Genomic DNA, 23,311 nt, shown 5'->3' with positions numbered 1-23,311 from the left:
ACATGCTTCATGGCGGCTCCTCAGGCAGTCTGGTTGGCGGGGCGCGAGACCTTCGCGTAGACCCAATAGAGCAACAGCACGATGATCAACAGCTGGCTGCCCAGGGCGGTGGCCATGCCCCAGTTGATGGTGGTGTTGGTGTAGTAGGCGACGAAGTAGCTGATCATCTGGTCCCCTGGCCCGCCCAGCAGGGCCGGGGTGATGTAGTACCCGATGGCCATGATGAACACCAACAGTGCCCCTGCGGTGACCCCGGCGTAGGTCTGCGGCAGGTACACCCGGCGAAAGGCATACAGCGGATGAGCACCGAGGGAGATCGCTGCCCGTTCATAGCGCGCGTCGATGCCCTTCATCACGGCATACAGCGGCAGGATCAGGAACGGCAGGAGAATATGGGTCATGGAAATCAGCACGCCGGTGCGGTTGAACACCAGTTGCAGCGGTTTTTCCAGAAGGCCCAGGTCAATCAGGCTGTTATTGATCAGCCCGCCCGATTGCAGCAGGACGATCCAGCTGGCGGTGCGTACGATCAGCGAGGTCCAGAACGGCAGCAGCACGAAGATCAGCAGCAGGTTGGCCCGCCGTGGCGGTTGCCGGGACAGCCAATAGGCCAGCGGATAGCCGAGCACTACGCAGAGCAGGGTGACCAGCCCGGCGATCAGTAGCGAGCGCTTGAGCACATCGATATATAAGGCTTTATCCGGCTCGACGGCAGTGATCTGACCGTTGTCCAGTTTTAGGTCGAACGCCGCCAGCCAGTAGAAGCTGGTGTAGGGCTGGCCCAATTGCTTGAGGGTGGCCCAGGTCTTGATATCGGCCAGGGCCGGGACGCTTTTGCTCAGGCGTTCACGCACCGGCTCGCCGCTGGCAGGCAAACGGCTCAGCACGGCGGTAGACAGACTGCGCAGGCTGGCGGTTTCATAACCCAGGCGACGGTTGAGGGCGAACAACTGACCATTGCCACGAGCGCTGCGCAGGTCCTCACCCAGGGCATTGAATACCGACTCCCCCGGCAGCGCCTGGCCGTCCCACTGTTCCAGCAATGCCAGAGTCTTGGGCAGGGCATTGGCGACTTCCGGGTTTTCCACGCTCTTGGTCAGCAATGAGCCGATGGGCGTGAGAAAGCCAAACAGCAGCAGCGCCAGCAGCGGCAGGATCAACAACAGCGAACGGCGTTTGTAGCTGCGCTGGGTCAGCTGCAATTTCTGGCGCAGGCGTTGGGTCTGGTTGGCCGGTGTCTGCGCTTGCAGGGTCAGGGCTTCGGACATGGAATTCTCCTTATGACAACCGACCCGGACGCCAGGCGACCGGGCCGTGGACGCAGGCGCGGGCGGATCAGCGCGCTGCCCAGGCGTTGAAGCGCTGTTCAAGCTCTTCGCCATGGTCGATCCAGAAGTCGGTGTTCACCTGCAACGCGTGCTCAAGGTTGGCGGGCGCAGTCGGCAGTTGCTCACGGGTCTTGGCGTCGATCAGGGGCAGGGTGTCCTTGTTGGTCGGGCCATACGGGATATTTTCCGCGAAGACCTTCTGGTGCTGGGCCTCGTTGGCAAAGGCGATGAACTGCTCACCCAGGGCCTTGTTCGGTGAGCCCTTGACGATGGCCCAGCTGTCGATGTCATACATGCTCTCGTTCCATACCATCTTGAACGGATGGCCTTCGGCCTGGGCGGCGGATACCCGGCCGTTATAGGCCGACGTCATCACCACATCACCCGCTACCAGCCATTGCAACGGCTGGGCTCCGGCTTCCCACCACTGGATATCGCCCTTGATCTTGTCGAGTTTCTTGAAGGCCCGGTCGACCCCTTCAGGGGTGCCCAGTACCTGGTACAGATCGGCCGGTTTCACGCCGTCGGCCAGCAGGGCGATTTCCAGAGTGAACTTGGCGCTCTTGCGCAGGCCGCGTTTGCCGGGATAGGTCTTGGTGTCCCAGAACGATTCCCAGCCTTTGGGGGCGGTCTTGAGCTTGTCGCTGTTGTAGGTCAGGTTGGTCGACCAGAGGAAGATCCCCGCGCCGCACTCATTGACCGCGCCTTTGACGAACTTGTTGGCGTCGCCCAGCTTGCTCCAGTCCAGGGGTTCGAAGAGACCTTCGGCACAGCCGCGCACCAGGTCCGGGCTTTCCACCTCGACCACGTCCCAGCCCACCTGTCTGGTCTCGACCATGGCGCGGATCTTGGCCATTTCGCCGTTGTATTCCCCGGCCTGTACCGTGCCTTTGCCGGTGGCGGCGAACGGTTGATAGAACGCTTTGTCCTGGGCGTCTTTATTGAGGCCGCCGAACGACACGACGGTCAGTGATTGCGCGTTTACCTGGCCAGCAACGGCAGCCAGAACAGTCAGTGCAGCAAAACGCTTGAGCATGGCAAATATCCTGAAGTCATCAACGTTGGGAGGGAGTCGGTTCAAGCGGGCAGGGCATCCAGCGCCGAAGCGTCGGCGCTGTGCCAACAGACACGAAGGCTGTGGCCTTCGCGCCAGTCCGGTTGCATCTGGGCAATGGGCACCTTGACGTTGAAGTCGCGGTTGCCGGCGACGTCGAGGCGGATGCGCACGTGGTCGCCCAGATAGATGCATTCTTCGATACGTCCGGCCAGGCGGCTGTCGTAGCGGGCGTCGCCGTCGAGGATCACTCGCTCGGAACGGATCGACAGTGTGGTCCGGCTGCCGCTGACCAGGCCGGGTGTACTGCGGGCGAACAATTCCTCGCCCTGATCGAGGCGAACCTGGCAGCGGTCGGCGTTGAAGGTGCCCAGTACGCCCGACAGCACGTTGGTATCGCCCATGAACGTGGCAACAAAGGTATTGGCCGGTCGCTCGTACAGGGCTTGCGGGGTATCGACCTGCTGGATGACGCCGTCGTTGAAGATCGCTACGCGGTCGGACAGGGTCAGGGCTTCCGCCTGATCGTGGGTGACGAACACTACGGTCAGCCCGAGTTCGCGGTGCAGGCGACGGATTTCCAGCTGCATCTGCTCGCGCAACTGCTTGTCCAGAGCGCCGAGGGGTTCGTCCATCAGCACCAGCTTGGGCTCGAACACCAGGGCCCGGGCCAGGGCAATGCGCTGCTGCTGACCGCCGGAGAGCTGGCTTGGATAACGGTTGGCCAGGTCGCCCAGGCGCACCATGTCCAGAGCCTTGATCACCTTGTCTTCAATCTCGTGGCGCTTCAAGCCGCGAACTTGCAGGGGGAAGGCCATGTTCTCGGCCACGGTCATGTGCGGGAACAGTGCGTAGTTCTGGAACACCATGCCGATCCCGCGCTTGTGCGCCGGGACGCTTTCGATAGCTTTGCCTTCCAGGAATATCTGCCCTTCGGTGGGCGTCTCAAAGCCTGCCAGCATCATCAGGCTGGTGGTCTTGCCGGAGCCGGAAGGGCCGAGAAGGGTCAGAAATTCGCCTCGGGCCACGTCCAGGTCAAGGCGTTTGACCACTGTTTTCAGGCCGTCGTAACTTTTTTCCACGCCTTTGAAGCGCACGAAGGCGGCGGCATCGTTACTGGTCATCTCAAACCCTCCACTTGTGCAGTCTTATTTAAAATATGATGCATCATGTTTTTATTGAAGCAGATTTTGTGCCAATCACCCTGGATCACCAGGTTACGGCGGCCTCAGGCACAGGCACTGACCCTGGCGCACCAGGGCTGTGCCAAAGCGTATGAATCGAACAAGCAATGCCCCAGACGGGGGAGTTGAGGAACTGTGAAGCCTCAGCGCAGCGCGAGCAGGGTGGCGTCCAGGCGTTCCAGCAGCAGGTCGGCGTGTTCCCGGGCAAAGACCAGGGGCGGGCGGATCTTGAGGATATTGGCCCTGGGGCCGGTGGCGCTTATCAGCACCTGACGCCGACGCATGCCATTGACGACAGCGGCTGTGGCCTGTGTCGCCGGTGCCTGGGTGTGACGATCGGTAACCAGCTCGACGCCGATAAACAGCCCTTCGCCGCGGACGTTGCCGATCACCTCATGGCGTTCGGCGAGGTTGAGCAGGCCTTCGCGCAGATAAGCGCCGACGTCCCGGGCATTGCCTTGCAGGTCCTGTTCGCGCAGCACGTTAAGCACCGCCTGGGCGGCCCTGCACGACACCGGGTTGCCGCCGTAGGTATTGAAGTAGCGTTGCTGGCGGCCGAACTGATCGAACAGCGCCGAACGGCCGACTACACCTGCCACCGGATGACCGTTGCCCATCGGCTTGCCCAGGGTGACCAGGTCCGGGATCACCGCGTCGCGCTGAAATCCCCAGCGCTGTCCGCCAGTACGACCGAAACCCGGTTGCACCTCGTCGGCGATATACAGGCCACCGGCCTCGCGCACGCATTGCGCAGCGGCGGCCAGTTCGCCATTGGCCGGGCTGAACACGCCGTCACTGGAGAAAATGCTGTCTACCAGCAGCGCCGCAGGTTTGATGCCCTGGGCCTGCATATCGGCCAGGGCGGCCTTTACGCTGCCGACGAAATCATTTTCCTTGCGATAGGAGTCCGGTGCATCCACCAGCCGCACATGAGCCGCAGTCGGCAAACCGGTGGCCAGGGAGGGCGAGACTTCGGCCAAGGCACTGGTCACGCCGTGATAGGCCCAGCGGGTTACCAGGATGCCGGTGCCGCCGCTATGGCAACGGGCTATGCGCAGGGCCAGGTCATTGGCCTCGCTGCCGGTGCAGGTCATGGTCAGGTTGTTCAATTGCTCGGGGAATTCACTGAGCAGGTCTTCGGCGTAATCGACAATGGACGGGTGCAGGTAGCGGGTATGGGTATTGAGCTGAGCGCTCTGCTCGGCGATGGCCCGGACCACCGCCGGATGGCAATGGCCGATGGAGGCGACGTTGTTATAGGCATCCAGGTATGGCGTGTTGTCCTTGTCATACAGCCACACACCCTCGCCACGCACCGGCGCGAAGGGTTCTTCATAGAACAGGCGATAGCTGGCGCCCAGTGCCTGTTGGCGGCGGGCGAGCAACTGCGCGGCAATGGGCGAACTCATAAGGCCTCCGGCGTGCAGGCGTTGATCAGGCTGTCAGTGAGCATGCCGGGAGGCATGGCGGTCAGGCATTGCAGATTGCGCCAGGTGGTACTCAAATTGCGCAGCACGTAGTCGCGGTTTTCCGGGTACAGGCTGGCGCGCCACTGGGCGATGGTGATGGCCATGGCCATGCGCATGGCGATCAGGTCGCCCAGTACCGCCAATTCCTCGGTTTGCAGCGGTATGCGGGCGTTATAGGCGTCAACGAAGGCTTTGATCAGCCATAGCGGATCGTTGGCCTCGGCATCGACTTGATAGGACAGCGCCGTGCCCAGCTCATTGATCAGCGGCGCATAAAGGGCATCACCAAAATCGATGATCGCCGCGACCCGGCTGCCGGTGGCGCAATCGAGCATGACGTTGTAAGGGTTTAGATCGTTATGAATGACTTGGGCGCGCAATCTGGCCAGGCGCGGTTTCACTTGCTGTTCATGGTGATCCAGCAGGGCGGAGACCAGCGGCAATTGCTCGGCATCCAGGCAATGCAAATAGGGCCTGACCCGTTCGGCATGGCCGACATCCCACAGCAGGTCGCGCTTGGCGGCAGGGTGATGGAAGTCCTGCAGTGCCAGGTTTACTTCGGCCAGGGTGCTGCCCAGTTCGTGCATCAAGGCCAGGCTCGGTGTACCGAGATTTTGCGAAATCCCGTCCAGGTAAGTGACGGTGCGCAGAGTCAGGGTCTGGCCATGCACCACGACTTTAGGCTCAAACTCACCATCGCGCGCTGCCAGCATCCGCGGAACTGGCAGATGCGCGCCGTGACGCTCGATATGCAACAGGGCTTGGGTCTGAAAGCTGATGACGCTGGGGTCTTCGGCCGGGTTGATGAACTTCAGCACGTAGGCTTCCTGCGCAGTGCGTACCAGAAAGTTCGCGTCGCGCTCGCCATTGAGCAGTTTCAGCGTGCCTTCCAGCCCGTAGGTTTGCCGGGCGATGTCCAGCGCCTTGAGATGATCAATCTGCGGCGCCTGAGTGGTCATCAGATCGGCGCAGTTCGCAGCGGCCAATGCAGTTTCAGACATGCTGCCCACCGTTGACATGGATCTCGGCGCCATTCACGTAGGATGCACCACTGGTACACAGGAAGTAGACCAGAGAAGCCACTTCTTCGGGCTTGCCCAGGCGGTGCATGGGCACCGAGCGCTCGACGATGTCAGCGGTGCCGGGGGACAGGATCGAGGTGTCGATCTCGCCCGGGGCGATGGCATTGACCCGCACACCATGGGGGCCGAAGTCGTAGGCCATTTCCCGGGTCAAGGCGGAAAGGGCGGCCTTGGAGGTGGAATAAGCGACCCCGGCAAAGGGATGGACCTTGGAACCGGCGATGGACGTAACGTTGATGATGCTGCCCTTGGCGGCTTTCAGCTCATCGAACAGGCCCCGGGCCAATAGTGCGGTGGAAAACAGATTGACGTTGAACACCTTGATCCAGGTGGCGTAGTCGCTCTCCAGCACTCCCATGCGGCTGCCATCCGGACCTTTGGGGGAAATGCCGGCGTTATTCACCAAGGCATCAAGACGGCCACCCAGCTTGTCCTTGATCGCCGCCATACTGTCGCTGACGCTGTCGATATCTTCCAGATCCAGGTGGATGTGGTTGAGCAAACCCTCGGCCCAAGGGCATTCGGCTACCCAGTTCTGCCGCGACGCGGTAAAGACTTCCCAGCCCGCGGCGTTGAAATGTTTGACGGTTGCATGACCGATGCCCCGGCTGGCGCCGGTCAATAACAGCTTTTTCTTATCGCCCATGATCGATCTCCATTCTTTTGAAGTTTGATGCATCATGTTTTTTAGCGACAAGCCTGTCAATAGGCCAACCGCCAATCTGCTTATTCGGTGAGGGTTTCCTGGCTCACGGCAATAAACTCCAGCATTTTCTGATTGCCGTCGAGGATATCGGTCTGAATGGCGTGTTTGGCCGCTGGCGCGTCTTTGTGCCGCAGGGCATCAAGGATCTCCTGATGGTGCTCGATGGCCATAGTCAGGGAGAAATGTGCATAGGCCTGGGCGATCAACGGTCCGGCGCGCATCCACAGGCTGTCCAGGTAACCGCGCAGCAGCGGCATCCGCGCGGCTTCGGCGATGAGAAAGTGGAACTCGCTGTTCAGGCGCAGGGCCAGGGGCAGGTCATGCTTATCGATGGCCTCCAGGTTGAGCTGGATATTGGTTTCAATACGTTTGAGATCGGCGGACGTGGCGACCCGCGCTGCGGTCTCCGCGCCCAGGCCTTCCAGATTCAGGCGCAGGGTGCGGATTTCCAGATACGCGGCGCTGTCCAGCACCGGCACGCGAATGTCCTTGGGCGTCTTCAGCACCAGGGCTTTTTCCTTGGCCAGTTGCAGGATGGCATCCCGCACCGGGGTGACGCTGGTGCCCAGTTGCGCGGCCAGTTCCCGGATGCGCAGGCGGTCATCAGGCTTGAGCCCTCCGGTGATCAGCGCATTGCGCAACTGCGCGTAGACATTGCTGCCCAGGTAGGTGTGGTTAATGGCGTCGAGGGGGTAGGACATGAATCACCGAGTGCATGGAGCCGTTTTGCCGGTGACTATACAACATGATGCATTGAGTTCTTTGGCGAAAATCAGTGAAGCGTCTGGATGAGCACGGCGCACCTGTTTCTTGCGCGGCCCGAAGCGCAGGGTTGCCCGTGAATCAGGCGACGCGGTATGGCGCAAACTGCGCGTCGTCTGGTTCGCGGGCAAGCTTCGCTCCATCGGATCCGTGTTGGTGTTGCGATCAGCGCCCGGCGTGACTGTCGACGAACTTCTCGTAGTACAGATGCGCGCCGGCAATGCTCTGTTCATTGATCCAGTCCTTGATCGCTTCGACCATTGGTGGCGGACCGCAGACATAGAGATCGAACGGTCGGGCGGCCAAGGTCGAGACGTCGAAGTGTTCGGGGATCCAGCCGCGCTTGCCAGGCCATTCGGCGGAGGGGCGGCTGACGACAATGTGCAGGCTGAAATCGGCAATCTGCTGGCGATAGCGCTCCAGACGTTCGAGTTCACATAGATCGGCTTCCTGTGTTACGCCGTAATACAGGCTGATGGGCTGTCCGCAGCTGCCGCTCATTGCCATTTCATCAAGCATGCCGAGGAAGGCCGAGAGCCCGGTGCCACCTGCCACCAGCACAAGCGGTCGACTGACCTGGCGCAGGTAAAAGCTGCCCAAGGGGGCTTCAAACTGCAGTTCCTGCCCTGGGGCGCAGCGTTCGCGCATGTAGTCGCTCATCACTCCCTGCGGCAATAGCCGTACGAGAAACTGCAACTGGTTGGCCGCTGTTGGACGACTGGCAAACGAGTAGGAGCGCCACTCTTCGGTGCCGGGCACCCGCAGGCGGGCGTACTGGCCGGGCAAGTAATCCAGTTGCCGTGGGTACTGGCTGGCATCCACATGCAATATCGCCGTGGTCCCGGAGACCTGTTCCACGTGACTGATCACACCAGCGATACGTTCAGGGCCGGCGTTGTGGCACAGGCTGGAGTCGAAGTCGAAATAGAATGCCGCATCCGACTGCACCCTGGTCTGGCAGGTCAGTACTTTGCGCTGGGCCAGATCGGCGGCGGACAAGGCTTCGTCATCAACGTAGTCTTGGGTGTATTGCCCTGATTCACAGCGGCCCTGGCAGGTTGCACAGACACCTTCGCGGCAGTCCAGAGGAATCTTGATGCCCGCGCGCAGGGCGGCATCGAGAAGGATTTCATTGCCCTGCACTGGGCAAAACAGCGTCTTGCCATCGGCAAAACTGAAGCCGACCTTGTATGTCATGGTCTGTTACCCGCCAGATCAGAGGTGATAGAAATCCAGCACCGAGTTAATGGTGTCGTTGAGCAGTACCGCGTGTTTGCGGGTGATCTTCCAGCTCTCGCCGTGTGGCCTGAGGGTGTAGGTCGCGTAGCCGAAAAACTGCTCGCTGACTTGCAGACGATGGAACAGCGTGTGCCAGTTGACCCGGGCTTGCAGGTCGCCATTGACCAGCGCCTGCAAGCGCAGATTGCTGATCAGGTGGACGGTACGCGGCATCGGAATGGTCGATGCCGCCTTGCCGGTACGCAGGCGGAACACCCGATCCTCAAGGCCACCACGGTTTGAGTAGTAGATCAGCGACATACCCGTCTTGGGGTCGCTGGTGTAGACATGTTCCGAGTCCCATTGCGGCAGGTGGAATTCGCTGTCTTCGCTGAACAGGTCAAGATAGGCATCCCAATCCTGGGCATCACACAGCTCGGCCATGCGGTAGAGAAACTGTTCGATTTTATGGTGCAGTTGCGCAGTCATGATCACACCTCGTGCAGTTTCAGGGATTGTTGTTCGGCGGCCTTGCGCGCCAGCCCCTCAAGCAGGAAGCGTTGCCAGTTGCCGTGCTGGTTCACATACAGGCCTTCATGGGTGAACTCGGTACCGGTCAACACGGGTGAGATGCCGATGGCCTGGCTATTGGGCGTGGCGCCCGCGACCCATTTGTCCAGGCCACGGGAAATGTCGCTCCAGCGCTCCAGGCGGGCCTGGAAGCCGCGCTGGGCTTCACGAAATTCCACCAGATCATCGGGCGTGCCCAGGCCTGAGACGTTGAAAAAGTCCTCGAACTGGCGAATGCGGTTCTCACGGTCAGCGGCTGATTCGCCTTTGACGCCGAGGCAGAAACTGTGGATCTCGGTCTTGTTCCAGGCCACGGGGCGAATGATGCGCAGCTGCGAGCTGATCTGGTCGAGGAAGAACATGCTGGGATATATGTTCAGGTTGCGCAGGCGGTGCATCATCCATTGCGCTTTGCCCTGACCATATTCATCGACCAGGCGCGGCATGATGCTGGCGTAGCCGGGACGCACTGCGGGGTTGGGCATGTCGCTGAACAGCAGGCTGTGGCCGTTGTGGAAAGAGAACCAGCCATCGTCGGTTTCGGCATCACCGGCGCCCAGCTTGCTGTAGTCCAGGGTGTCACTAGCGGCCAGGCCTTTTTCTGCGTTGACATGCTGACGGTGCTGCACGGTCGCCACGTAGTTGTAGTGCACGGTGCTGACGTGATAACCGTCCAGACCGTTCTCGTTCTGCAGCTTCCAGTTACCTTCGTAGGTATAGGCTGACTTGCCTGGCAGTATTTCCAGCTCACCGCTTGGCGACTGCGCCACCATCATGTCGAAAAACACTGTGGCGTCGCCCAGATAGTCCTGCAGGCTGTCGTTGCCCGCGACGTCGAGGCTGATGAAGACAAAACCCTTGTAGCTGTCGATGCGGGCCTTCTTCAATCCACGGGTGGCTTTGTCGAAGCCCTCGGAATATTCCCCCGGTGCCTTGACCTTGACCAGGCGACCATCGCTTTTGTAGCACCAGGCGTGGAACGGGCAGGTGAAGGTCGACTGATTGCCCTTGCCGAGCCGGGTCAGAGTGGTGCCGCGGTGCTGGCAGGCATTGATCAGGGCATTGAGCCGGCCTTCGCCATCACGGGTGATAATCATGCGCTGGCGCCCGGCGCGCATGGTCATGAAGTCATGGTTATGGGCGATTTCGCTTTCGTGACAGGCATAGATCCAGTTCTTCTCGAAGATCAGCTCCATCTCCAGATCGAACAGATCCGGTTCGGTGAACATGTCACGGGCGATACGGTAGATGCCCTGGTCCGGGCGAAAATCCAGGCAGCCTTCGACGAAGTGCTGCCATTGGGCGATGCTTCTGTTTGTGCTCATCAGGGAGTACCTTTTTTATGAAGTGGTCGGACTCCCCTCGATTAAATCCCCCGGTGTCAGGACCATCTATCCGCTTTGCCGGGGATAAATAGCCGTTTTCCGTTTATTTGCAGAAAACGGATAGCGCCGATCTCCCTGATCGCTTTATTTTCGTTGTGTCGATGAACAGAGGACATCGCCATGACGCTTTCCCGTTGCAATAACCCGGCGCTCAAGGCTACCCACCGGGATATCGCCAGTGCACGTGCCTGGATGGCCGATATATGCGGGCCCCACAGCCTTCAGGCCAGTGCATCGCGGCAACTGCAGTTCGAGCACTCGGCCAACCGTCTGGGCTCACTGGCCACCGTGGTGGGGCGCATTCAGTACGGCACCGATGTGGTGATTGGTGTCGACGCCGGTTGCGGCCTGAAGAGCTACAGCATCAGCCTGCCCCTGGACGGTGAGCAGGAGATTCAGCACGGACGCAAGGTGGCGCGTTCCGACGCACGGGTCGGTTTGATCGTCTCGCCGTTCGAGCATCAGCAACTGAGCATTGCCGGGAATTGTCGCAAGCTGCAGGTGGTCATTACCTGTGCCTCGATGAATCAGGTGCTGGAGCAGCTGTTAGAGCATCCGGTACAGACGCCCATCGCCTTCCAGACCTGCATCGATGCGCAGCAGGGGGCGAGCGCGGGGTGGTGGCGCATGGTGCGGTATCTGGTTGACGAAATGGACCACGAGCAACCGCTCTTCGGCCAGCAGTCTGTGGCCCGGGATCTGGAACGGACCCTGATCAAGGGGCTGATCCTGTCCCAGCCCAACAACTACTCCAAGGCCCTGGCCCGGCGCAGTGAAAGCCGTTGCCCGGCCTACGTGCTCAAGGCTCGGCGTTTTATCGAGGAGCAGGCTGAAAGCGATCTCCTGTTGGCGGATATCCAGCAGGTGGCAGGGGTGTCAGCGCAGCGCTTGCATGATGGTTTCAAACAGCATTTCGGCTTGTCGCCCCTGGCTTACCTGAAGCGCTTTCGTCTGGAGGCGGTGCGTTGCAGCCTGTTGGAAGAACGTGGCAACTACAACATCGCCGCTACCGCCTCGCGTTGGGGCTTTGCCCACCTGGGCCGTTTTGCCAGTGACTATCAGCGTGCATTTGGCGAGCGTCCGTCGCAGACGCTGGCTCGGGCCCGTACGTGGAAATAGCTCCTAGCGTCTGCGCAGCTCACCGGGGCTGATCCCCAACCGCTGCTTGAAGACTGTCGCCATATGCGCCTGGCTGGCAAAGCCACAGGCCAGGGCAATATCGCTGAGGCTGCGAGCCGGTTCGCGCAGCAGGTCACGGGCGCGACCGAGGCGGCGGTCGATCAGGTAGCTGTGGGGGCTTTTACCCAGCGTTTGCTTGCAGGCCCGGGTGAAAAAGCCTTCGGACAGGGCCAGTAACTGCGCCATGTCCTGCACGCTCAAGGGCCCGCTCAGTCCGGCATCAATGAATTCATCGAGCAGGCGCAGGCGTCTGTCGGTCAGGGCGTCGGCGGATGATGCCCCGGACAACTGATCCGCGTGTACCCGGCCCGCCAGCGCCTGGGCCCAATCCTGCCAATCATCCGTTGCCGAAGGTCGTAACAGGGCTGCACGCATGCGTTGCGCCAGGGCCATGGCCTGGGGATCGACGCGGTTATTGAACGGCTGATCGCCGATCAGCACTTCGCCGTCGCTGCGTATCAAACGCAGGTACTCTCCGCCCTTGCCTGAAGCGGAAAACACGTCGCACCCCATGGGCACGAAGGCGAGGCCATTGGGCGTGGCATCGAAAGGACGAATACGGTCGCTGCCAATGGCATGCACGCCGTGCTGACTGTCGAAGGCAAAGCCGATGGCGGCCTGATTGGCGATATAGCGAGCCTCGTAGGCGGCACCGGGCAGTAATTCGATGACCCACGGCCCGGCCTCGGCGCGGCGCACCGGTTCGCAGGGGGGCTGTTGAGAGGATCGGTTTTGCGCAGTCATAAGTGCCATCTTACTCAACAGCATTCGTTGGAGCGAGGCTTGCCCGCGAATAGGCCGGTACATCCGCCGTATCTTTTCAACCCGGGAAATCCTGTTCGCGGGCAAGCCTCGTTCCCACAAACGCGTTTGGAGATCAGGTCAGTTTTTTGAAAGCCAGCACCACCGCTGCCTGCCTAGACTCGACAAAACCCCAGAGAACACTGTCATGCACGGATTGACCCGCGAAGATATCGAAGACGCTGCCCGCCAGGTTTACCAGGTGATGCCTGCCACCCCCCAATATGCCTGGCCCTTGCTGGCCCGGCGTCTGGGTTGCACGGTGTGGGTCAAGCATGAAAACCATACGCCGACCGGCGCCTTCAAGGTGCGCGGCGGCATTACCTTTCTGCACTGGCTCAAGCGTACTCAGCCGCAGATTACCGGCATCGTCAGCGCCACTCGGGGCAATCACGGCCAGAGCCTGGCGCTGGCGTCCAAGGCTCTGGGCCTGCGGGCAATGATTGTGGTGCCGCAGAACAACTCCCTGGAAAAGAACAGCGCCATGCGCGCCTTTGGTGCCGAGGTCATCGAGTATGGGCGCGACTTCGACGAAGCCCGGGAAGAGGCCGCCCGCCTGGCCGAGGCTCACTCGCTCTACCTGGTACCGCCGTATCACCGGGAACTGGTCAGGGGCGTGGCCACTTATGGGCTGGAATTGTTCACGGCGGTGCCGGACCTGGACACCGTCTATGTGCCCATCGGCTGCGGCTCGGGTATCTGTGCGGTCATTGCTGCCCGTGATGCCCTGGGCCTGACCACCCAGGTGGTGGGTGTGGTCTCTACCGAAGCCGATGCCGCCAAGCGTTCATTCGAGAGTGGCATCCTGCAGGAAACCCCATCGGCCAATACTTTTGCCGATGGCATGGCGGTACGCAAACCTGTCCCTGAAGCACTGGCAGTCTATACAGCAGGGGCGCAACGGATAGTCGCGGTCAGTGACGAACAGGTCGCCGAGGCCATGCGCGTCTACTACACCGACACTCATAACCTGGCCGAAGGCGCAGGCGCGGCGGCACTGGCAGCGTTGATGCAGGAGCGTGAGGCGATGGCGGGGAAGAAGGTCGGGGTGATTCTGTCCGGGGGCAATATCGATATGCCGGTGTATGCGCGGGTGATTGGCTAGGCACCACGATCAGCTGAATTGCAATGGGATTTTCATGTGGCTGGCTCCGACACCGCGCAAGCTGATTCATATTCAAGAATCCAGCGCATGCCGCCTGTTATGCCCGGTCAGTTCCCGCGACAGGGCGATGAAATTCTGTAAAGGTGGCAGCGGGTTGAAGCTGCGGCAAACCAGGGTAATCGGCGCATGCAGGCGCGGGCGGGCATCGCGGATCGGACAGTAGACGACACTTTGCCGGTGCACGTCGCGCATAGAGGCCGGGACGATGGAAATGCCTACGCCTGCGGCCACCAGGCTGATATTGGTCAGCATGCGCTCGACCTCGAAGGCAATCTTCGGGTTGAACCCGGCGTTCTGGCAGGCCTTGATCAGGTTGGCGTACATGCCCGGCGCGCCGGGGCGGCGGACCAGGATAAACGGCTCGTCGGCCAGCTCGCCAAGGGCAATGGCCGGTGGTTCGCCGGACATATCGTGCCCGGCCAGCACCCGATGCCCGGTGGGCAGGGTCAGCAGCATTTCTTCGTTCAACAGACGATGAAATTGCAGGCTCAGGTGATCGCCGACCGGTGCCCGAAGAATGCCCACATCGACGCGTCCCTCGATGGCATCATGGGTCAGTTGTTCCGCGCTGCCCTCCTTGAGCGATACCGCTACGGCGGGGTAGCGCTCGCGATAGGAGCGGATGATTTGCGGAATCAGCGGGTGGGTCGAGGCAGAGCTGGTAAAACCGATGCTCAACTGGCCCTCGATACCGTGGGCGGCACGGGAGGCCTTGAGCGCGCCTTCGGCGACGCGGGCGAGGACTTCCCGGGCTTCCTCAAGGAACACCAGGCCACCTGCGGTCAAGTCCACGCCCTTGGGATGACGCTTGAACAGGTCGAACCCCAGTTCCTGCTCCAACATGCGAATCTGTTGGCTGAGGGGCGGTTGCTGGATATTCAGGCGGGCGGCGGCGCGGGTGAAATGTCGTTCTTCGGCCACCATGACAAAATAGCGTAAGTGACGAAGTTCCATGGTGGTCTGTCCCGCTGTGAAGTTTTATTATTGGCGCCCGCTCAAGCCGGCTTTGACCGGCCAGCGTGCCCAATCAGGCAGTCCCTGACAAGGCGCGCCCATAACAATAAATAGATGGACTCGGAGCGTCGATGCCTCTCAGGCTTTTCAACAGCGCCACTTTGCAAATTGTCCTGGCCATCGTCTGCGGTGTCCTGCTGGGTGTGCTCGACCCCCATCTCGCCATCGATATGAAACCCCTGAGCGACGGCTTCATTCGCGTCATTGGCTGGCTTATGCCGCTGATGATGTTTTTGCTGGTGTCGTCCGGTGTAGCAGGGCTGCAAACCAGGCGCCGGGGGTTGGTGGGCAAGGTATTCGTTTACTTCCAGGCCATGGGCCTGCTGTCGTTGTGCCTGGGCTGCATAGTGACGCTGACCTTCAATCCCGGTGCCCATACGGCTTTGAACCATGGCGCTGCTGTCGCTCATTCGGAGCCCTTCAATGCCGGGTTTTCCTGGGCATCGGTAGGCGCGGTGGTGACTCACGCCTTCACCCAAAGCCTGGTCATGCAGGTGATGCTCGCCGGGTTGGTCTTCGGCGTGCTGGTAGGGCGCGCTGGCGGCACCGGGCGGGGGGATGCGCTGCGGGCATTTCTGGAGAAAGCCGTTGCCCTGTTGTTCAGGATTCTGCGGGTCATTCTGCGCTTTGCGCCGTTGGCGGCCTTTGGCGCCATGGCTTTCAGTATCGGCAGGTTCGGCCCGGCTGCGGCGCTGCCGCTGTTCAAGTTTGTTGCGGTGATGTATCTGGCCTGCGGGCTGTTCATGGTGTTGGTATTGGCAACCATTGCCAGGCTGGCCGGGGCACGGTTGTGGCGATTGGTGCTGTACATCAAGGACGAGTTGCTGCTGGTTACCTTCACCGGATCCTCGGTGGCGGCGTTGCCGGGGTTAATCGACAAGATGCAGAAGCTGGGCTGCGATCAGCAACTGGTACGGCTGATCCTGACCACGGGCTACACCTTCAATCTTAGCGGCTCGAACATTTACCTGACCACCGCCGTGCTGTTTCTGGCGCAGATGGCGGGTATCGAACTGAGTGCTGCCGAGTTGTTGACCTTGCTGCTGATTTCCCTGCTGACCTCGCTGGGCTCGACCAGCATGGCGGGCTCGGCGTTCCTGACCCTGATTGCCACGCTGAATCTGCTGCATCTGGTGCCGCTGGAGAGTGTCGGCCTGCTGCTCGGGGTCGAGCGTCTGATGAAATGCCGCTCGTTGACCAATGTGCTGGGCAATTGTGTGGCCTGCCTGGCCATTGCCCGTTGGCAGAATGCGCTGGATCGACCCGTTATGAGCAGGGCGTTGAATCCACTGGCTTGATAAGGGCGTTCGATACGAAGGTGGGGCCGGCTTTAGCCGGGAAGGCGCCTGATCTGATCATGCAACGCAACAGATACACTGGCTCTTTCCCGGCTAAAGCCGGTCCCACAGATATCATTTCACCCCGTTGCCCAGTGTTCTCAGTCGTTATCCCTTGGCAGGCGCCAGCTTGTCGAAGGCCCGATTGAGGTTGCCCTCGGCCTGATTCAGCTTGTCACGACGTTCACGCAGCCAGGTCTGGTCGGCTTCCAGGGTCTTGTGTGCCTCGGTGAGCATGCGTTGCACCTCCTGAGGTTGCGGGCCGCCGGTACCCTTGCGGGTCTTGACCATGTTTTCCGGCGACAGCGCGGCGCGGAAAGTAGCCTCGTCCAGCGGCAGGGTGTTGGGCTTCCATTCGTACTTGTCGGCGGCCTTGGTGTAGAGCTTCTGCGCGTCGGCGTAGGGGAAGGTCTTGGGCGTCATGCCTTCGCTGCGCGCCTCGGTGACAATCAGCGACGCGAAGCTGTGGCCAATGCGGAACGGCACTTTCTGCGTGCGTTCCAGGGTGTCAGCCAGCTCCATGGAGGTGGTCCATTCGTTTTCCAGCTCTTCGCGGGCGCGCTGTGGGTTGACCTGCAGGGCATCAAGCACCGCGTTCATGGCGCTGAACATCTCCTTGGTGGAGTCGAAGACGCCCAGGGAGTCGAAGGCGAATTTGTAGTCGGTCATGCCGGTGGTGACGTTATGTGCGCGCAAGGTCACGGTCTGGGCCAGGCCGACCACATCGGAAGCCGTTTCGCGAGCGCGCATCAGCAAGCCGGGATTACGCTTTTGCGGCATGGCGCTGCTGGTGTAGGTGGACTCCTCATCAAGGAGCAGCCAGGGGCGGATCTGATGATATTGCGTGTGGATATCGCCGATCAGCGCACCGATGCGAATGGCCGATGAGGCCGCCGCATTTGCCGCTTCGATGGGAATGTCATAGGTCGACACCTGGCTGGAGTCCAGGGAGTTCTCCCGAACCGAGTCGAAGCCCAGCAGCTCGGCCATGCGCTCGCGGTTCAACGGGTAGGCTGAGTTGGCCAGTACGGCGGTACCCATGGGGCTCTGGTTCAGGCGCTGATACAGCTCGCGGATACGCTGGCCGTCGCGGTCGAAGGCGGCTTCGTACGCCAGCAGATAGTGGGCGTAGGTGATCGGCATGGCCTGTACACCGTTGGTGTAAGCCGGGATCAGGGTGTCGATGTTCTTGTCGGCCAGATCCAGCAGGCGCTTGCGCGTGGCGTTCAGGGCTTCGCTGTAGGCCAGGACGTCCGAGCGCAGTTTGGCCAGGCGATAGGTGGCGAGCATGTCCTGGCGACTGCGCCCGGAGTGGATCAGCGAGGCTTCCGGGCCGATCTTGTCAGTCATGATCTGTTCGAGTTGCAGCACATCACTGGGCCGCTTGCCGTCGGGTTTGTCGCCCTGTTCGATGGCATAGCGTACGCCGCCGGCGATCTTCTGGCCCATCTCCGGCTTGACGATGCCTTCCTCGGTAAGCATGACGATGGACGCCTTGTTGATGCGATTGAGCCAGGCAAACTGGCTCTCGGCCTTGTCGTCCTTGCCCTTGGCTTTGACCACCGAGGCGCCGATCTTCGCCGCTTGGGCCGCGCACTGTTCAGTTGTGGCGCAGGGCAGGTCGGCGGTGTTGGCGGCATAGGCGCCATAGCTGGCAGTCAGGGCGAGGGCGACGGCCAGGTGAATCAGGGTCTTTGTTGTTGTGGGCATTTCAGGACTCCGGCATAGGGCATGTTTTTACAGCAGGGGCAGGGTGTAGCTGACAATGACGCGGTTCTGGTCGATGTTGTTGCCGCCATTACTGCGGTAACTGCCGTTGCGCCATTTCAGTTCGAGGTTCTTCAACGGGCCGCTCTGGAAGGCGTAGCCGATATCGGTATTGCGTTCCCACTCGGTGCCTTCCTTGTTGCCACGGGCAAAGTTGTCGCCCTTGAGGTAGCGGGTCATAAAGGTCAGGCCTGGCAGGCCGAGGGTGGCGAAGTCATAGTCGTAGCGGGCCTGCCAGGAGCGTTCTTCGGGGTTGGCGAAGTCCGGGGAAATCATCACGTAGTTGACCAGGTACGAGTCGGTACCGGCCAGGTGCGGAAAGCCGGTAGTACCGTCCATGCGCTGGTAGGCCAGGCCAAAAGCGTGGCCGCTGATGCCGTAGGTGAAGCGTGCGCCCAGCGCGGTGTTGTCGACGTTGCTGGCGCCGTCGGCCAGGGAGCGGGCGTAGCGCAGGTCACTTTTGAATGACTGCGAGGTGCCGAAGGCAAAGGTGTGGGTCAGGGTGGCGATATGTTGTTTGTAGTTGTCCTCCAGACCGCCGTAGTTATAGGAGGTGGTCAGGGTCTTGGTCCAGGCATAACTGGCGCTGGCGAAGTCGAACTTGTCACTGGGCTTGCCGCCCTTGATGCCCTTGGCTTCGGCGATGATGTCTGCGTGGCCGCTGTCATTGCGCTCGGTATTGCTGGTCAGGCGGCCGAGGTTGACGGTGAGGTTGTCGATGTCTTTGGAGGTCAACTGGCCGCCGCGAAAGGTCTGGGGCAGCAGGCGACCGTCGTTGGGCAGTACGGTGGGCAGCTTGGGCATCAGGGTGCCGATACGCAGCACGCTCTTGGCGATGCGCGCCTTGGCGGTAACGCCCGCGCGGCTGTAGTCATCGGGGGCTTTTTCGCTGCCGACCGGGAGCAGGCCGGTATTACGGCGGTCCGGGCCGGAATCCAGTTTCAGGCCGAGTAGCCCGATGGCATCAATACCGAAGCCGACGGTGCCCTCGGTAAATCCGGATTCATAGTTGAGCAGCAGACCCTGGGCCCATTCATCGCGCTTGGATTGGGCCGCGCCGTCCTGGCGGTAGTCGCTGTTGAAGTAGAAGTTGCGAAATTCCAGATCCGCCTTGCTGTCTTCGAAGAAGTCAGCTTCCGCGAAGCCTGGCATGGCGAGGCTCAGGCCGAGAGCGGCCGAGGTGAGGCCGAGAGAGACAGGGCTCTTATGCATTTTTATTCCCTTATGGCACAGCTGGTTTTTATTGGTTTTGTTTTGCCGTGAAGCGAGAAAACTGCGGTTTCCGTTCACGGCGAAAATCCTAGCGCCATAAAATGTGGATTAAAAATATATAGTTAGTGTTGATTCGATATTTTTTGTGTATGGATATGGCCGAGCCCAATCGATCAAGATCAAACAGGGAAAGGCGGGAACGAATCTGTGGGCGCGAATTCATTCGCGAAGGGGGAGTACAGACGAGGCATTTCCGCCGACCGAAATACCTCTTTCGCGAATGAGTTCAATCCCGACAAAGGTCTTTTGATTCAGTATGTTATGCGGGCTTTGAGAGGGCGGGAGTGGATCAGGGCGCCGAGCTGCGCTTGTTGCGCACCACTGTCTCGCCTTTCTCATTGCTGCTCAGGTAAACCGGCAGCACCTTGGGCAGGGTCTGTACCAGAGCGTCGATGTCATTGGTGTTGTAGATGCCGCCAATACGCAGGTTGCCTGTAGCCCTGTCGCCGAGGTGAATGGGGGCGGGGAGATAACGGTTGATCTGTGGCAGGGCATCGTCCAGCGAGAGGTCACGCAATATGAGTTTGCCGCCACGCCAGGCCAGTGCTTCTTCTGGCGATGCGGCGCGTACTTCGGGGCTGATCATCTGCGGTGTGTAGTGTGCCTGCATGCCCGGCGACAGATAGGCAAGTTGATCGGCCCTGTCCCTGTCCGCGATCACTTGTACTGAGCCTTGGGTAAGGGTGACGACCACTTCATCCTGATAAGTCCAGACATTGAATTTGGTCCCGGTTACCCGCACCTGCCCTTGACCGGCGTCGACATGAAACGGATGGCTGGCATCGTGCTTCACCTCGAAATACGCTTCGCCCTTGCTCAGGTTCACGCTGCGGCGATCCCTGAAGTTGGCGAACGACAATTTGCTGCCCAGGTTCATCTGCACGCGCGAGCCGTCGGCGAGCACTATGTCGCGAAGTGTCGAGCTGCTTTCGAAACGCTGATAGCTGTCGGGGATCACATTCAGATGCCAGCCTGCAAGCCCGGCGATGGGCAGAGCCAGCAACAGCACGGCCGCTGCCATCAATGGGCGTCGGAGGCCGCGCCGAGGCACTGTCTGCGGTTTGCCTTGAGCAACAGTGTCGACCGGAAGGGTGGCCGGGAGGAATTCGCTGACGGTCCAGATTTTCATCATGGCGTCGAATTCGCGGCGGTGCAGTGGATCGAGGTCGAGCCACTGGTTGAGCTGCTCACGTTCCTGTTCGGTGAAGTCGTCTTCATTGACGCGCATGCACCAATGCGCCGCTTCAACGCTTACCGCGTCATGGGTGGGATCTGAAGCGGGAGGGGTGGGCATGGAAAATTACCGACTGGCTGATCTGATCACGTAAAACTGCGCCATTCTCTTAAAGCGTATCCAGATAACTATACAGTTTAATAATGTTCAGGCTAACGGCATATAGCCATAGTTGCACAAGATATAACCATACGGCCAGCCCGGTCGTCGTACGGCGAGAGTACCAGGCGTGGCCGGGCAACGGGCTGTGGGTGCTTAGCCGATCTGACGGGCTTTGACGAAGCAGCGCTGCTCCGGCGTCTGCTGCGGTAGTGGTCGATGGCCAGATTGCGCATGATGCTCAAGGTATGGCTGAGCCGTGCATCGAAGGGGAAAGTGTTGCTGGCCATTGCGCATTCCCCATTGAATCACTTCAAGCCCGGGACAGAGCGGATTTGATGCACCGATCTGAACCGGAAACTGCACTTCTTGCACGCTATTGAAGCAAATTCCTTTTTGTGATGATCATTCAAGTGACTTGAATAAACGACTTCGTTCGCTGGCACGGTTCATGCTCTTGTATTTTTATTCAAGTAACTTGAATAAAAATCCTGTCCATTCAAGTGGAGCCTGCACCGATGAAACGCCACGCACTCAAAGCACTGTCCCTGTCACTGATTACCCTGCTCGCCGCGTCCATGGCCCACGCCGATGACTTGTTGCAGCGGATCAAGGACAGAAAGGAAATCGTCGTCGCCACCGAAGCGCGCTTTGCACCTTTCGAGTCGGTGGAGAATGGCAAGATCGTCGGATACGGCGCCGACCTCATGCACTACGTGCTCGATGCCGATTTGCCCGGAGTCAAGGTGCGTCAGCTGGACCTGCCGTTTCAGGGCATTCTGCCGGGCCTGGACAGCGCCAAGTTCGACTTTGTGGTGACTTCTGTTACGGTGAACAAGGCTCGCTTCGAGCAGTTCGCCTTTACCTTGCCGATTGCCGAATCCACCGTAGCCCTGCTCAAGCGCGGTGATGACAACACCCTCAAATCGGTAAGCGACCTCAACGGCAAAATCATCGGCTCCCAGGCCGGTTCCGGTCAGTTGGCTGTGTTGCAGGCCTTTGATGCCAAGCTCAAGGCCGCAGGCCAACCTGGCCTGGCACGGATCAAGGAATATGTCAGCTTCGATGAAGCCTATGCCGATCTGGCCAACGGCCGTCTCGATGGCGTGGCGCAGTCGCTGTCCAACCTCGGTCCGCTGATGAAGGCGCGTCCCGGCGTATTCAGCACGTTGCCGGAAATGGTCGGGCCGACCACTTACTTTGGCTGGGTAGGGCGCAAGGGTGCGGACAGCGCGACCCTGGTCAAACTGTTCAGTGATGGTATCGCTCGCGCCAGCGCCGATGGCACCCTGAAGAAGCTCCAGGACAAATGGTTCGGCTTCGGCATGACGTTACCGACCGACGCCATGCCGGTTCCGAGCATCTGAGTGGCGTGGGCATGAACGATTTCACCACACGCCTGGCGCTGTACTGGCCCGCCTTGCTCGACGGGGCATTGACCACCCTGTGGTTGTGCGCCGCGAGCATGGTCCTGGGGTTTGTCATTGGCGTGCTGATCCATCTGATTGGCACCGGTCGCAGCCGCAGTGGGGCGGTATTCGCCAGGGTGTACGTGAGCTTCTTTCGCGGCACGCCGATGCTGGCGCAGCTGTTATTGCTGTTCTACCTGCCGTCGGCGCTGAACATCGATGTGCCGCCGCTGATGGCTGCCGGTCTGGCCTTGGCGCTGAACACGGCGGCCTACCAGTCGCAGATTCTGCGCAGCGGTTTTGCCGCGATCCCCAAAGGACAACTGGAAGCGGCGAGGGTGTTCTCCATCGGTAAATGGCAGGCCCTGACCCGCATCCAGCTGCCCCAGGTGCTGCGTCTGACCTCACCAGCGTTGATCAGTGAGCTGATCGATGTGATCAAGGTTTCGGCGGTGGTCTCGGTGATTTCCATTACCGACCTGATGCGGGTCAGCCAACAACTGGTATCGCAGACCTATCGCCCGCTGGAGGTCTATCTGGTGGCAGCGGTGTTTTATCTGGCCCTGACCAGCCTGCTGAGTGTGCTTGGCCGGTTGCTTGAACGCCGTTGGCAGGAGCGCGCCTGATGCATGAGTTATTGAGTTATCTGCCCGACTTCGGCGAAGCCCTGCTGGTGACCCTGGGCATCAGCCTGGCGGCCGCTGCGGCGGGGCTGGTGCTGGGCTTCGGCCTCAACGCTCTGCGTCTGGCGGTACCGATGCTGGCCGGTATTTATGGACTGTATGTGTGGCTGATCCGCGGCACGCCGTTTCTCGCACAGCTGACGGTGATCTATTTCGGTCTGCCGGTGCTGGGCCTGCGTCTGGAAGCGATCGAGGCCAGTATCTTCGCCCTGGCGCTGTACAGCGCCGCTTATTTCGCCGAGCTGTTTCGTTCGGCCTGGGCCAGCGTACCTGGCGGCCAGGTCGAAGCGGCGCGGGTCCACGGTTTGTCCCGGCGCCAGGCCTTCTGGCATATCCAGGCGCCCCAGGCTCTGGGCTTCGCCCTGCCGTTGCTGGGCAATCAGGTGATTCTGACCATCAAGGAAAGTGCCGTGACCTCGATCATCACCGTGCCCGAACTGACCCTGACCGCCGGGCGCATCGTTTCCACCACTTTTTCCTACGTCGTTCCTTACGCCTTGTTGGTGCTGAGCTACTGGCTGTTGACCACGTCGGTCGCGGCCCTGGCTGAGTACCTGGGGCGGCGGGCGACGCGTCATCTGCGAGGTTGATGC

Annotated in this window: 21 protein-coding genes; 6 read left to right on the top strand and 15 right to left on the bottom strand. The window is 60.5% G+C overall.

Annotated elements, in window-relative coordinates:
* Positions 1–20: 20 nt before the first annotated feature.
* The 10 genes from ACCD02_RS03795 to antA form a co-directional block, all read right to left on the bottom strand.
* Entirely contained in the window at positions 21–1,250 is a 1,230-nt protein-coding gene (locus ACCD02_RS03795) for an ABC transporter permease (protein ID WP_413298856.1), read from the bottom strand.
* 85 nt (positions 1,251–1,335) lie between these two features.
* Complete coding sequence (locus ACCD02_RS03790; protein WP_413298640.1) at positions 1,336–2,364, bottom strand: ABC transporter substrate-binding protein; 1,029 nt, start codon at positions 2,362–2,364, stop codon at positions 1,336–1,338.
* Positions 2,365–2,405: 41 nt separating this feature from the next.
* Positions 2,406–3,506 carry an ABC transporter ATP-binding protein gene (locus ACCD02_RS03785; protein WP_413298639.1) on the bottom strand — a complete coding sequence of 367 codons (1,101 nt, stop codon included), beginning with the start codon at positions 3,504–3,506 and terminating at the stop codon, positions 2,406–2,408.
* Between the two features lie 203 nt (positions 3,507–3,709).
* Positions 3,710–4,975, bottom strand: coding sequence for an aspartate aminotransferase family protein (locus ACCD02_RS03780; RefSeq protein ID WP_413298638.1), 1,266 nt, complete (start codon positions 4,973–4,975; stop codon positions 3,710–3,712).
* Complete coding sequence (locus ACCD02_RS03775; protein ID WP_413298637.1) at positions 4,972–6,036, bottom strand: phosphotransferase; 1,065 nt, start codon at positions 6,034–6,036, stop codon at positions 4,972–4,974. Before ACCD02_RS03775 ends, ACCD02_RS03780 begins: the two co-directional genes overlap by 4 nt.
* Positions 6,029–6,763 (bottom strand): SDR family NAD(P)-dependent oxidoreductase, encoded by a 735-nt coding sequence (locus ACCD02_RS03770; RefSeq protein WP_413298636.1) that lies wholly within the window; start codon positions 6,761–6,763, stop codon positions 6,029–6,031. The genes ACCD02_RS03775 and ACCD02_RS03770 overlap by 8 nt, the downstream gene beginning before the upstream one ends.
* Positions 6,764–6,843: 80 nt before the next feature.
* Positions 6,844–7,524 (bottom strand): GntR family transcriptional regulator, encoded by a 681-nt coding sequence (locus tag ACCD02_RS03765; protein WP_413298635.1) that lies wholly within the window; start codon positions 7,522–7,524, stop codon positions 6,844–6,846.
* 226 nt (positions 7,525–7,750) lie between these two features.
* On the bottom strand, positions 7,751–8,782 hold the full coding sequence (antC, locus tag ACCD02_RS03760) for an anthranilate 1,2-dioxygenase electron transfer component AntC (protein WP_413298634.1): 1,032 nt from the start codon (positions 8,780–8,782) through the stop codon (positions 7,751–7,753).
* Positions 8,783–8,800: 18 nt separating this feature from the next.
* On the bottom strand, positions 8,801–9,292 hold the full coding sequence (antB, locus tag ACCD02_RS03755; protein WP_413298633.1) for an anthranilate 1,2-dioxygenase small subunit: 492 nt from the start codon (positions 9,290–9,292) through the stop codon (positions 8,801–8,803).
* Positions 9,293–9,294: 2 nt separating this feature from the next.
* A complete protein-coding gene (gene antA / locus ACCD02_RS03750) occupies positions 9,295–10,698 on the bottom strand; it encodes an anthranilate 1,2-dioxygenase large subunit (RefSeq protein ID WP_413298632.1) in 1,404 nt (467 codons plus the stop codon).
* A 180-nt stretch (positions 10,699–10,878) separates the two neighbouring features.
* Here antA and ACCD02_RS03745 point away from each other — a divergent pair, with 180 nt between their 5' ends.
* Positions 10,879–11,877: a helix-turn-helix domain-containing protein gene (locus ACCD02_RS03745; protein ID WP_413298631.1), complete on the top strand. Its 999-nt coding sequence runs from the start codon at positions 10,879–10,881 to the stop codon at positions 11,875–11,877.
* A 3-nt stretch (positions 11,878–11,880) separates the two neighbouring features.
* Here ACCD02_RS03745 and ACCD02_RS03740 read toward each other — a convergent pair whose 3' ends face one another.
* Entirely contained in the window at positions 11,881–12,690 is an 810-nt protein-coding gene (locus ACCD02_RS03740; protein ID WP_413298630.1) for a helix-turn-helix transcriptional regulator, read from the bottom strand.
* 196 nt (positions 12,691–12,886) lie between these two features.
* Here ACCD02_RS03740 and ACCD02_RS03735 point away from each other — a divergent pair, with 196 nt between their 5' ends.
* On the top strand, positions 12,887–13,843 hold the full coding sequence (locus ACCD02_RS03735; RefSeq protein WP_413298629.1) for a threonine dehydratase: 957 nt from the start codon (positions 12,887–12,889) through the stop codon (positions 13,841–13,843).
* A 72-nt stretch (positions 13,844–13,915) separates the two neighbouring features.
* Here the strand turns inward: ACCD02_RS03735 and ACCD02_RS03730 are convergent, their stop codons facing one another.
* Positions 13,916–14,857: a LysR substrate-binding domain-containing protein gene (locus ACCD02_RS03730; protein ID WP_413298628.1), complete on the bottom strand. Its 942-nt coding sequence runs from the start codon at positions 14,855–14,857 to the stop codon at positions 13,916–13,918.
* Between the two features lie 131 nt (positions 14,858–14,988).
* Here ACCD02_RS03730 and ACCD02_RS03725 point away from each other — a divergent pair, with 131 nt between their 5' ends.
* Positions 14,989–16,215: a cation:dicarboxylate symporter family transporter gene (locus ACCD02_RS03725; protein ID WP_413298627.1), complete on the top strand. Its 1,227-nt coding sequence runs from the start codon at positions 14,989–14,991 to the stop codon at positions 16,213–16,215.
* A gap of 147 nt (positions 16,216–16,362) precedes the next feature.
* Here ACCD02_RS03725 and ACCD02_RS03720 read toward each other — a convergent pair whose 3' ends face one another.
* From ACCD02_RS03720 to ACCD02_RS03710, 3 genes are all read right to left on the bottom strand, one after another.
* Positions 16,363–17,964, bottom strand: a complete 1,602-nt coding sequence (locus ACCD02_RS03720; protein ID WP_413298626.1) for an argininosuccinate lyase — start codon at positions 17,962–17,964, stop codon at positions 16,363–16,365.
* Positions 17,965–17,991: 27 nt separating this feature from the next.
* Positions 17,992–19,233 carry an OprD family porin gene (locus ACCD02_RS03715; RefSeq protein ID WP_413298625.1) on the bottom strand — a complete coding sequence of 414 codons (1,242 nt, stop codon included), beginning with the start codon at positions 19,231–19,233 and terminating at the stop codon, positions 17,992–17,994.
* Between the two features lie 349 nt (positions 19,234–19,582).
* A complete protein-coding gene (locus ACCD02_RS03710) occupies positions 19,583–20,587 on the bottom strand; it encodes a FecR family protein (protein ID WP_413298624.1) in 1,005 nt (334 codons plus the stop codon).
* Positions 20,588–21,144: 557 nt separating this feature from the next.
* On the opposite strand from ACCD02_RS03710, the gene ACCD02_RS03705 reads away from it, so the two are divergent.
* Genes ACCD02_RS03705 through ACCD02_RS03695 form a run of 3 tightly spaced genes read left to right on the top strand, consistent with a single transcriptional unit; the run spans position 21,145 to position 23,308 of the window.
* Positions 21,145–21,993 carry a transporter substrate-binding domain-containing protein gene (locus ACCD02_RS03705; RefSeq protein WP_413298623.1) on the top strand — a complete coding sequence of 283 codons (849 nt, stop codon included), beginning with the start codon at positions 21,145–21,147 and terminating at the stop codon, positions 21,991–21,993.
* 11 nt (positions 21,994–22,004) lie between these two features.
* Positions 22,005–22,661: an amino acid ABC transporter permease gene (locus ACCD02_RS03700; protein WP_413298622.1), complete on the top strand. Its 657-nt coding sequence runs from the start codon at positions 22,005–22,007 to the stop codon at positions 22,659–22,661.
* A complete protein-coding gene (locus tag ACCD02_RS03695) occupies positions 22,661–23,308 on the top strand; it encodes an amino acid ABC transporter permease (protein ID WP_413298621.1) in 648 nt (215 codons plus the stop codon). Before ACCD02_RS03700 ends, ACCD02_RS03695 begins: the two co-directional genes overlap by 1 nt.
* Positions 23,309–23,311: the final 3 nt, after the last annotated feature.

The organism is Pseudomonas sp. Pseusp88 (assembly GCF_047303955.1).
In the GTDB taxonomy this organism is placed as follows: Bacteria; Pseudomonadota; Gammaproteobacteria; order Pseudomonadales; family Pseudomonadaceae; genus Aquipseudomonas.
The sequence above is the reverse complement of the archived record's forward strand: the minus strand, read 5'-3'. Positions and strand labels throughout refer to the sequence as shown.

Excerpts from the sequence above, each read along its gene's own strand:
- ACCD02_RS03705 (WP_413298623.1), top strand. The coding sequence starts at position 21,145 with ATGAAACGCCACGCACTCAAAGCACTGTCCCTGTCACTGATTACCCTG.
- ACCD02_RS03695 (WP_413298621.1), top strand. The coding sequence starts at position 22,661 with ATGCATGAGTTATTGAGTTATCTGCCCGACTTCGGCGAAGCCCTGCTG.
- ACCD02_RS03730 (WP_413298628.1), bottom strand. The coding sequence starts at position 14,857 with ATGGAACTTCGTCACTTACGCTATTTTGTCATGGTGGCCGAAGAACGA.
- antC (WP_413298634.1), bottom strand. The coding sequence starts at position 8,782 with ATGACATACAAGGTCGGCTTCAGTTTTGCCGATGGCAAGACGCTGTTT.
- ACCD02_RS03710 (WP_413298624.1), bottom strand. The coding sequence starts at position 20,587 with ATGCCCACCCCTCCCGCTTCAGATCCCACCCATGACGCGGTAAGCGTT.
- ACCD02_RS03765 (WP_413298635.1), bottom strand. The coding sequence starts at position 7,524 with ATGTCCTACCCCCTCGACGCCATTAACCACACCTACCTGGGCAGCAAT.
- ACCD02_RS03785 (WP_413298639.1), bottom strand. The coding sequence starts at position 3,506 with ATGACCAGTAACGATGCCGCCGCCTTCGTGCGCTTCAAAGGCGTGGAA.
- ACCD02_RS03745 (WP_413298631.1), top strand. The coding sequence starts at position 10,879 with ATGACGCTTTCCCGTTGCAATAACCCGGCGCTCAAGGCTACCCACCGG.
- ACCD02_RS03790 (WP_413298640.1), bottom strand. The coding sequence starts at position 2,364 with ATGCTCAAGCGTTTTGCTGCACTGACTGTTCTGGCTGCCGTTGCTGGC.
- ACCD02_RS03770 (WP_413298636.1), bottom strand. The coding sequence starts at position 6,763 with ATGGGCGATAAGAAAAAGCTGTTATTGACCGGCGCCAGCCGGGGCATC.
- ACCD02_RS03775 (WP_413298637.1), bottom strand. The coding sequence starts at position 6,036 with ATGTCTGAAACTGCATTGGCCGCTGCGAACTGCGCCGATCTGATGACC.
- ACCD02_RS03720 (WP_413298626.1), bottom strand. The coding sequence starts at position 17,964 with ATGCCCACAACAACAAAGACCCTGATTCACCTGGCCGTCGCCCTCGCC.
- ACCD02_RS03735 (WP_413298629.1), top strand. The coding sequence starts at position 12,887 with ATGCACGGATTGACCCGCGAAGATATCGAAGACGCTGCCCGCCAGGTT.
- ACCD02_RS03780 (WP_413298638.1), bottom strand. The coding sequence starts at position 4,975 with ATGAGTTCGCCCATTGCCGCGCAGTTGCTCGCCCGCCGCCAACAGGCA.
- ACCD02_RS03715 (WP_413298625.1), bottom strand. The coding sequence starts at position 19,233 with ATGCATAAGAGCCCTGTCTCTCTCGGCCTCACCTCGGCCGCTCTCGGC.
- antB (WP_413298633.1), bottom strand. The coding sequence starts at position 9,292 with ATGACTGCGCAACTGCACCATAAAATCGAACAGTTTCTCTACCGCATG.
- antA (WP_413298632.1), bottom strand. The coding sequence starts at position 10,698 with ATGAGCACAAACAGAAGCATCGCCCAATGGCAGCACTTCGTCGAAGGC.
- ACCD02_RS03740 (WP_413298630.1), bottom strand. The coding sequence starts at position 12,690 with ATGGCACTTATGACTGCGCAAAACCGATCCTCTCAACAGCCCCCCTGC.
- ACCD02_RS03725 (WP_413298627.1), top strand. The coding sequence starts at position 14,989 with ATGCCTCTCAGGCTTTTCAACAGCGCCACTTTGCAAATTGTCCTGGCC.
- ACCD02_RS03700 (WP_413298622.1), top strand. The coding sequence starts at position 22,005 with ATGAACGATTTCACCACACGCCTGGCGCTGTACTGGCCCGCCTTGCTC.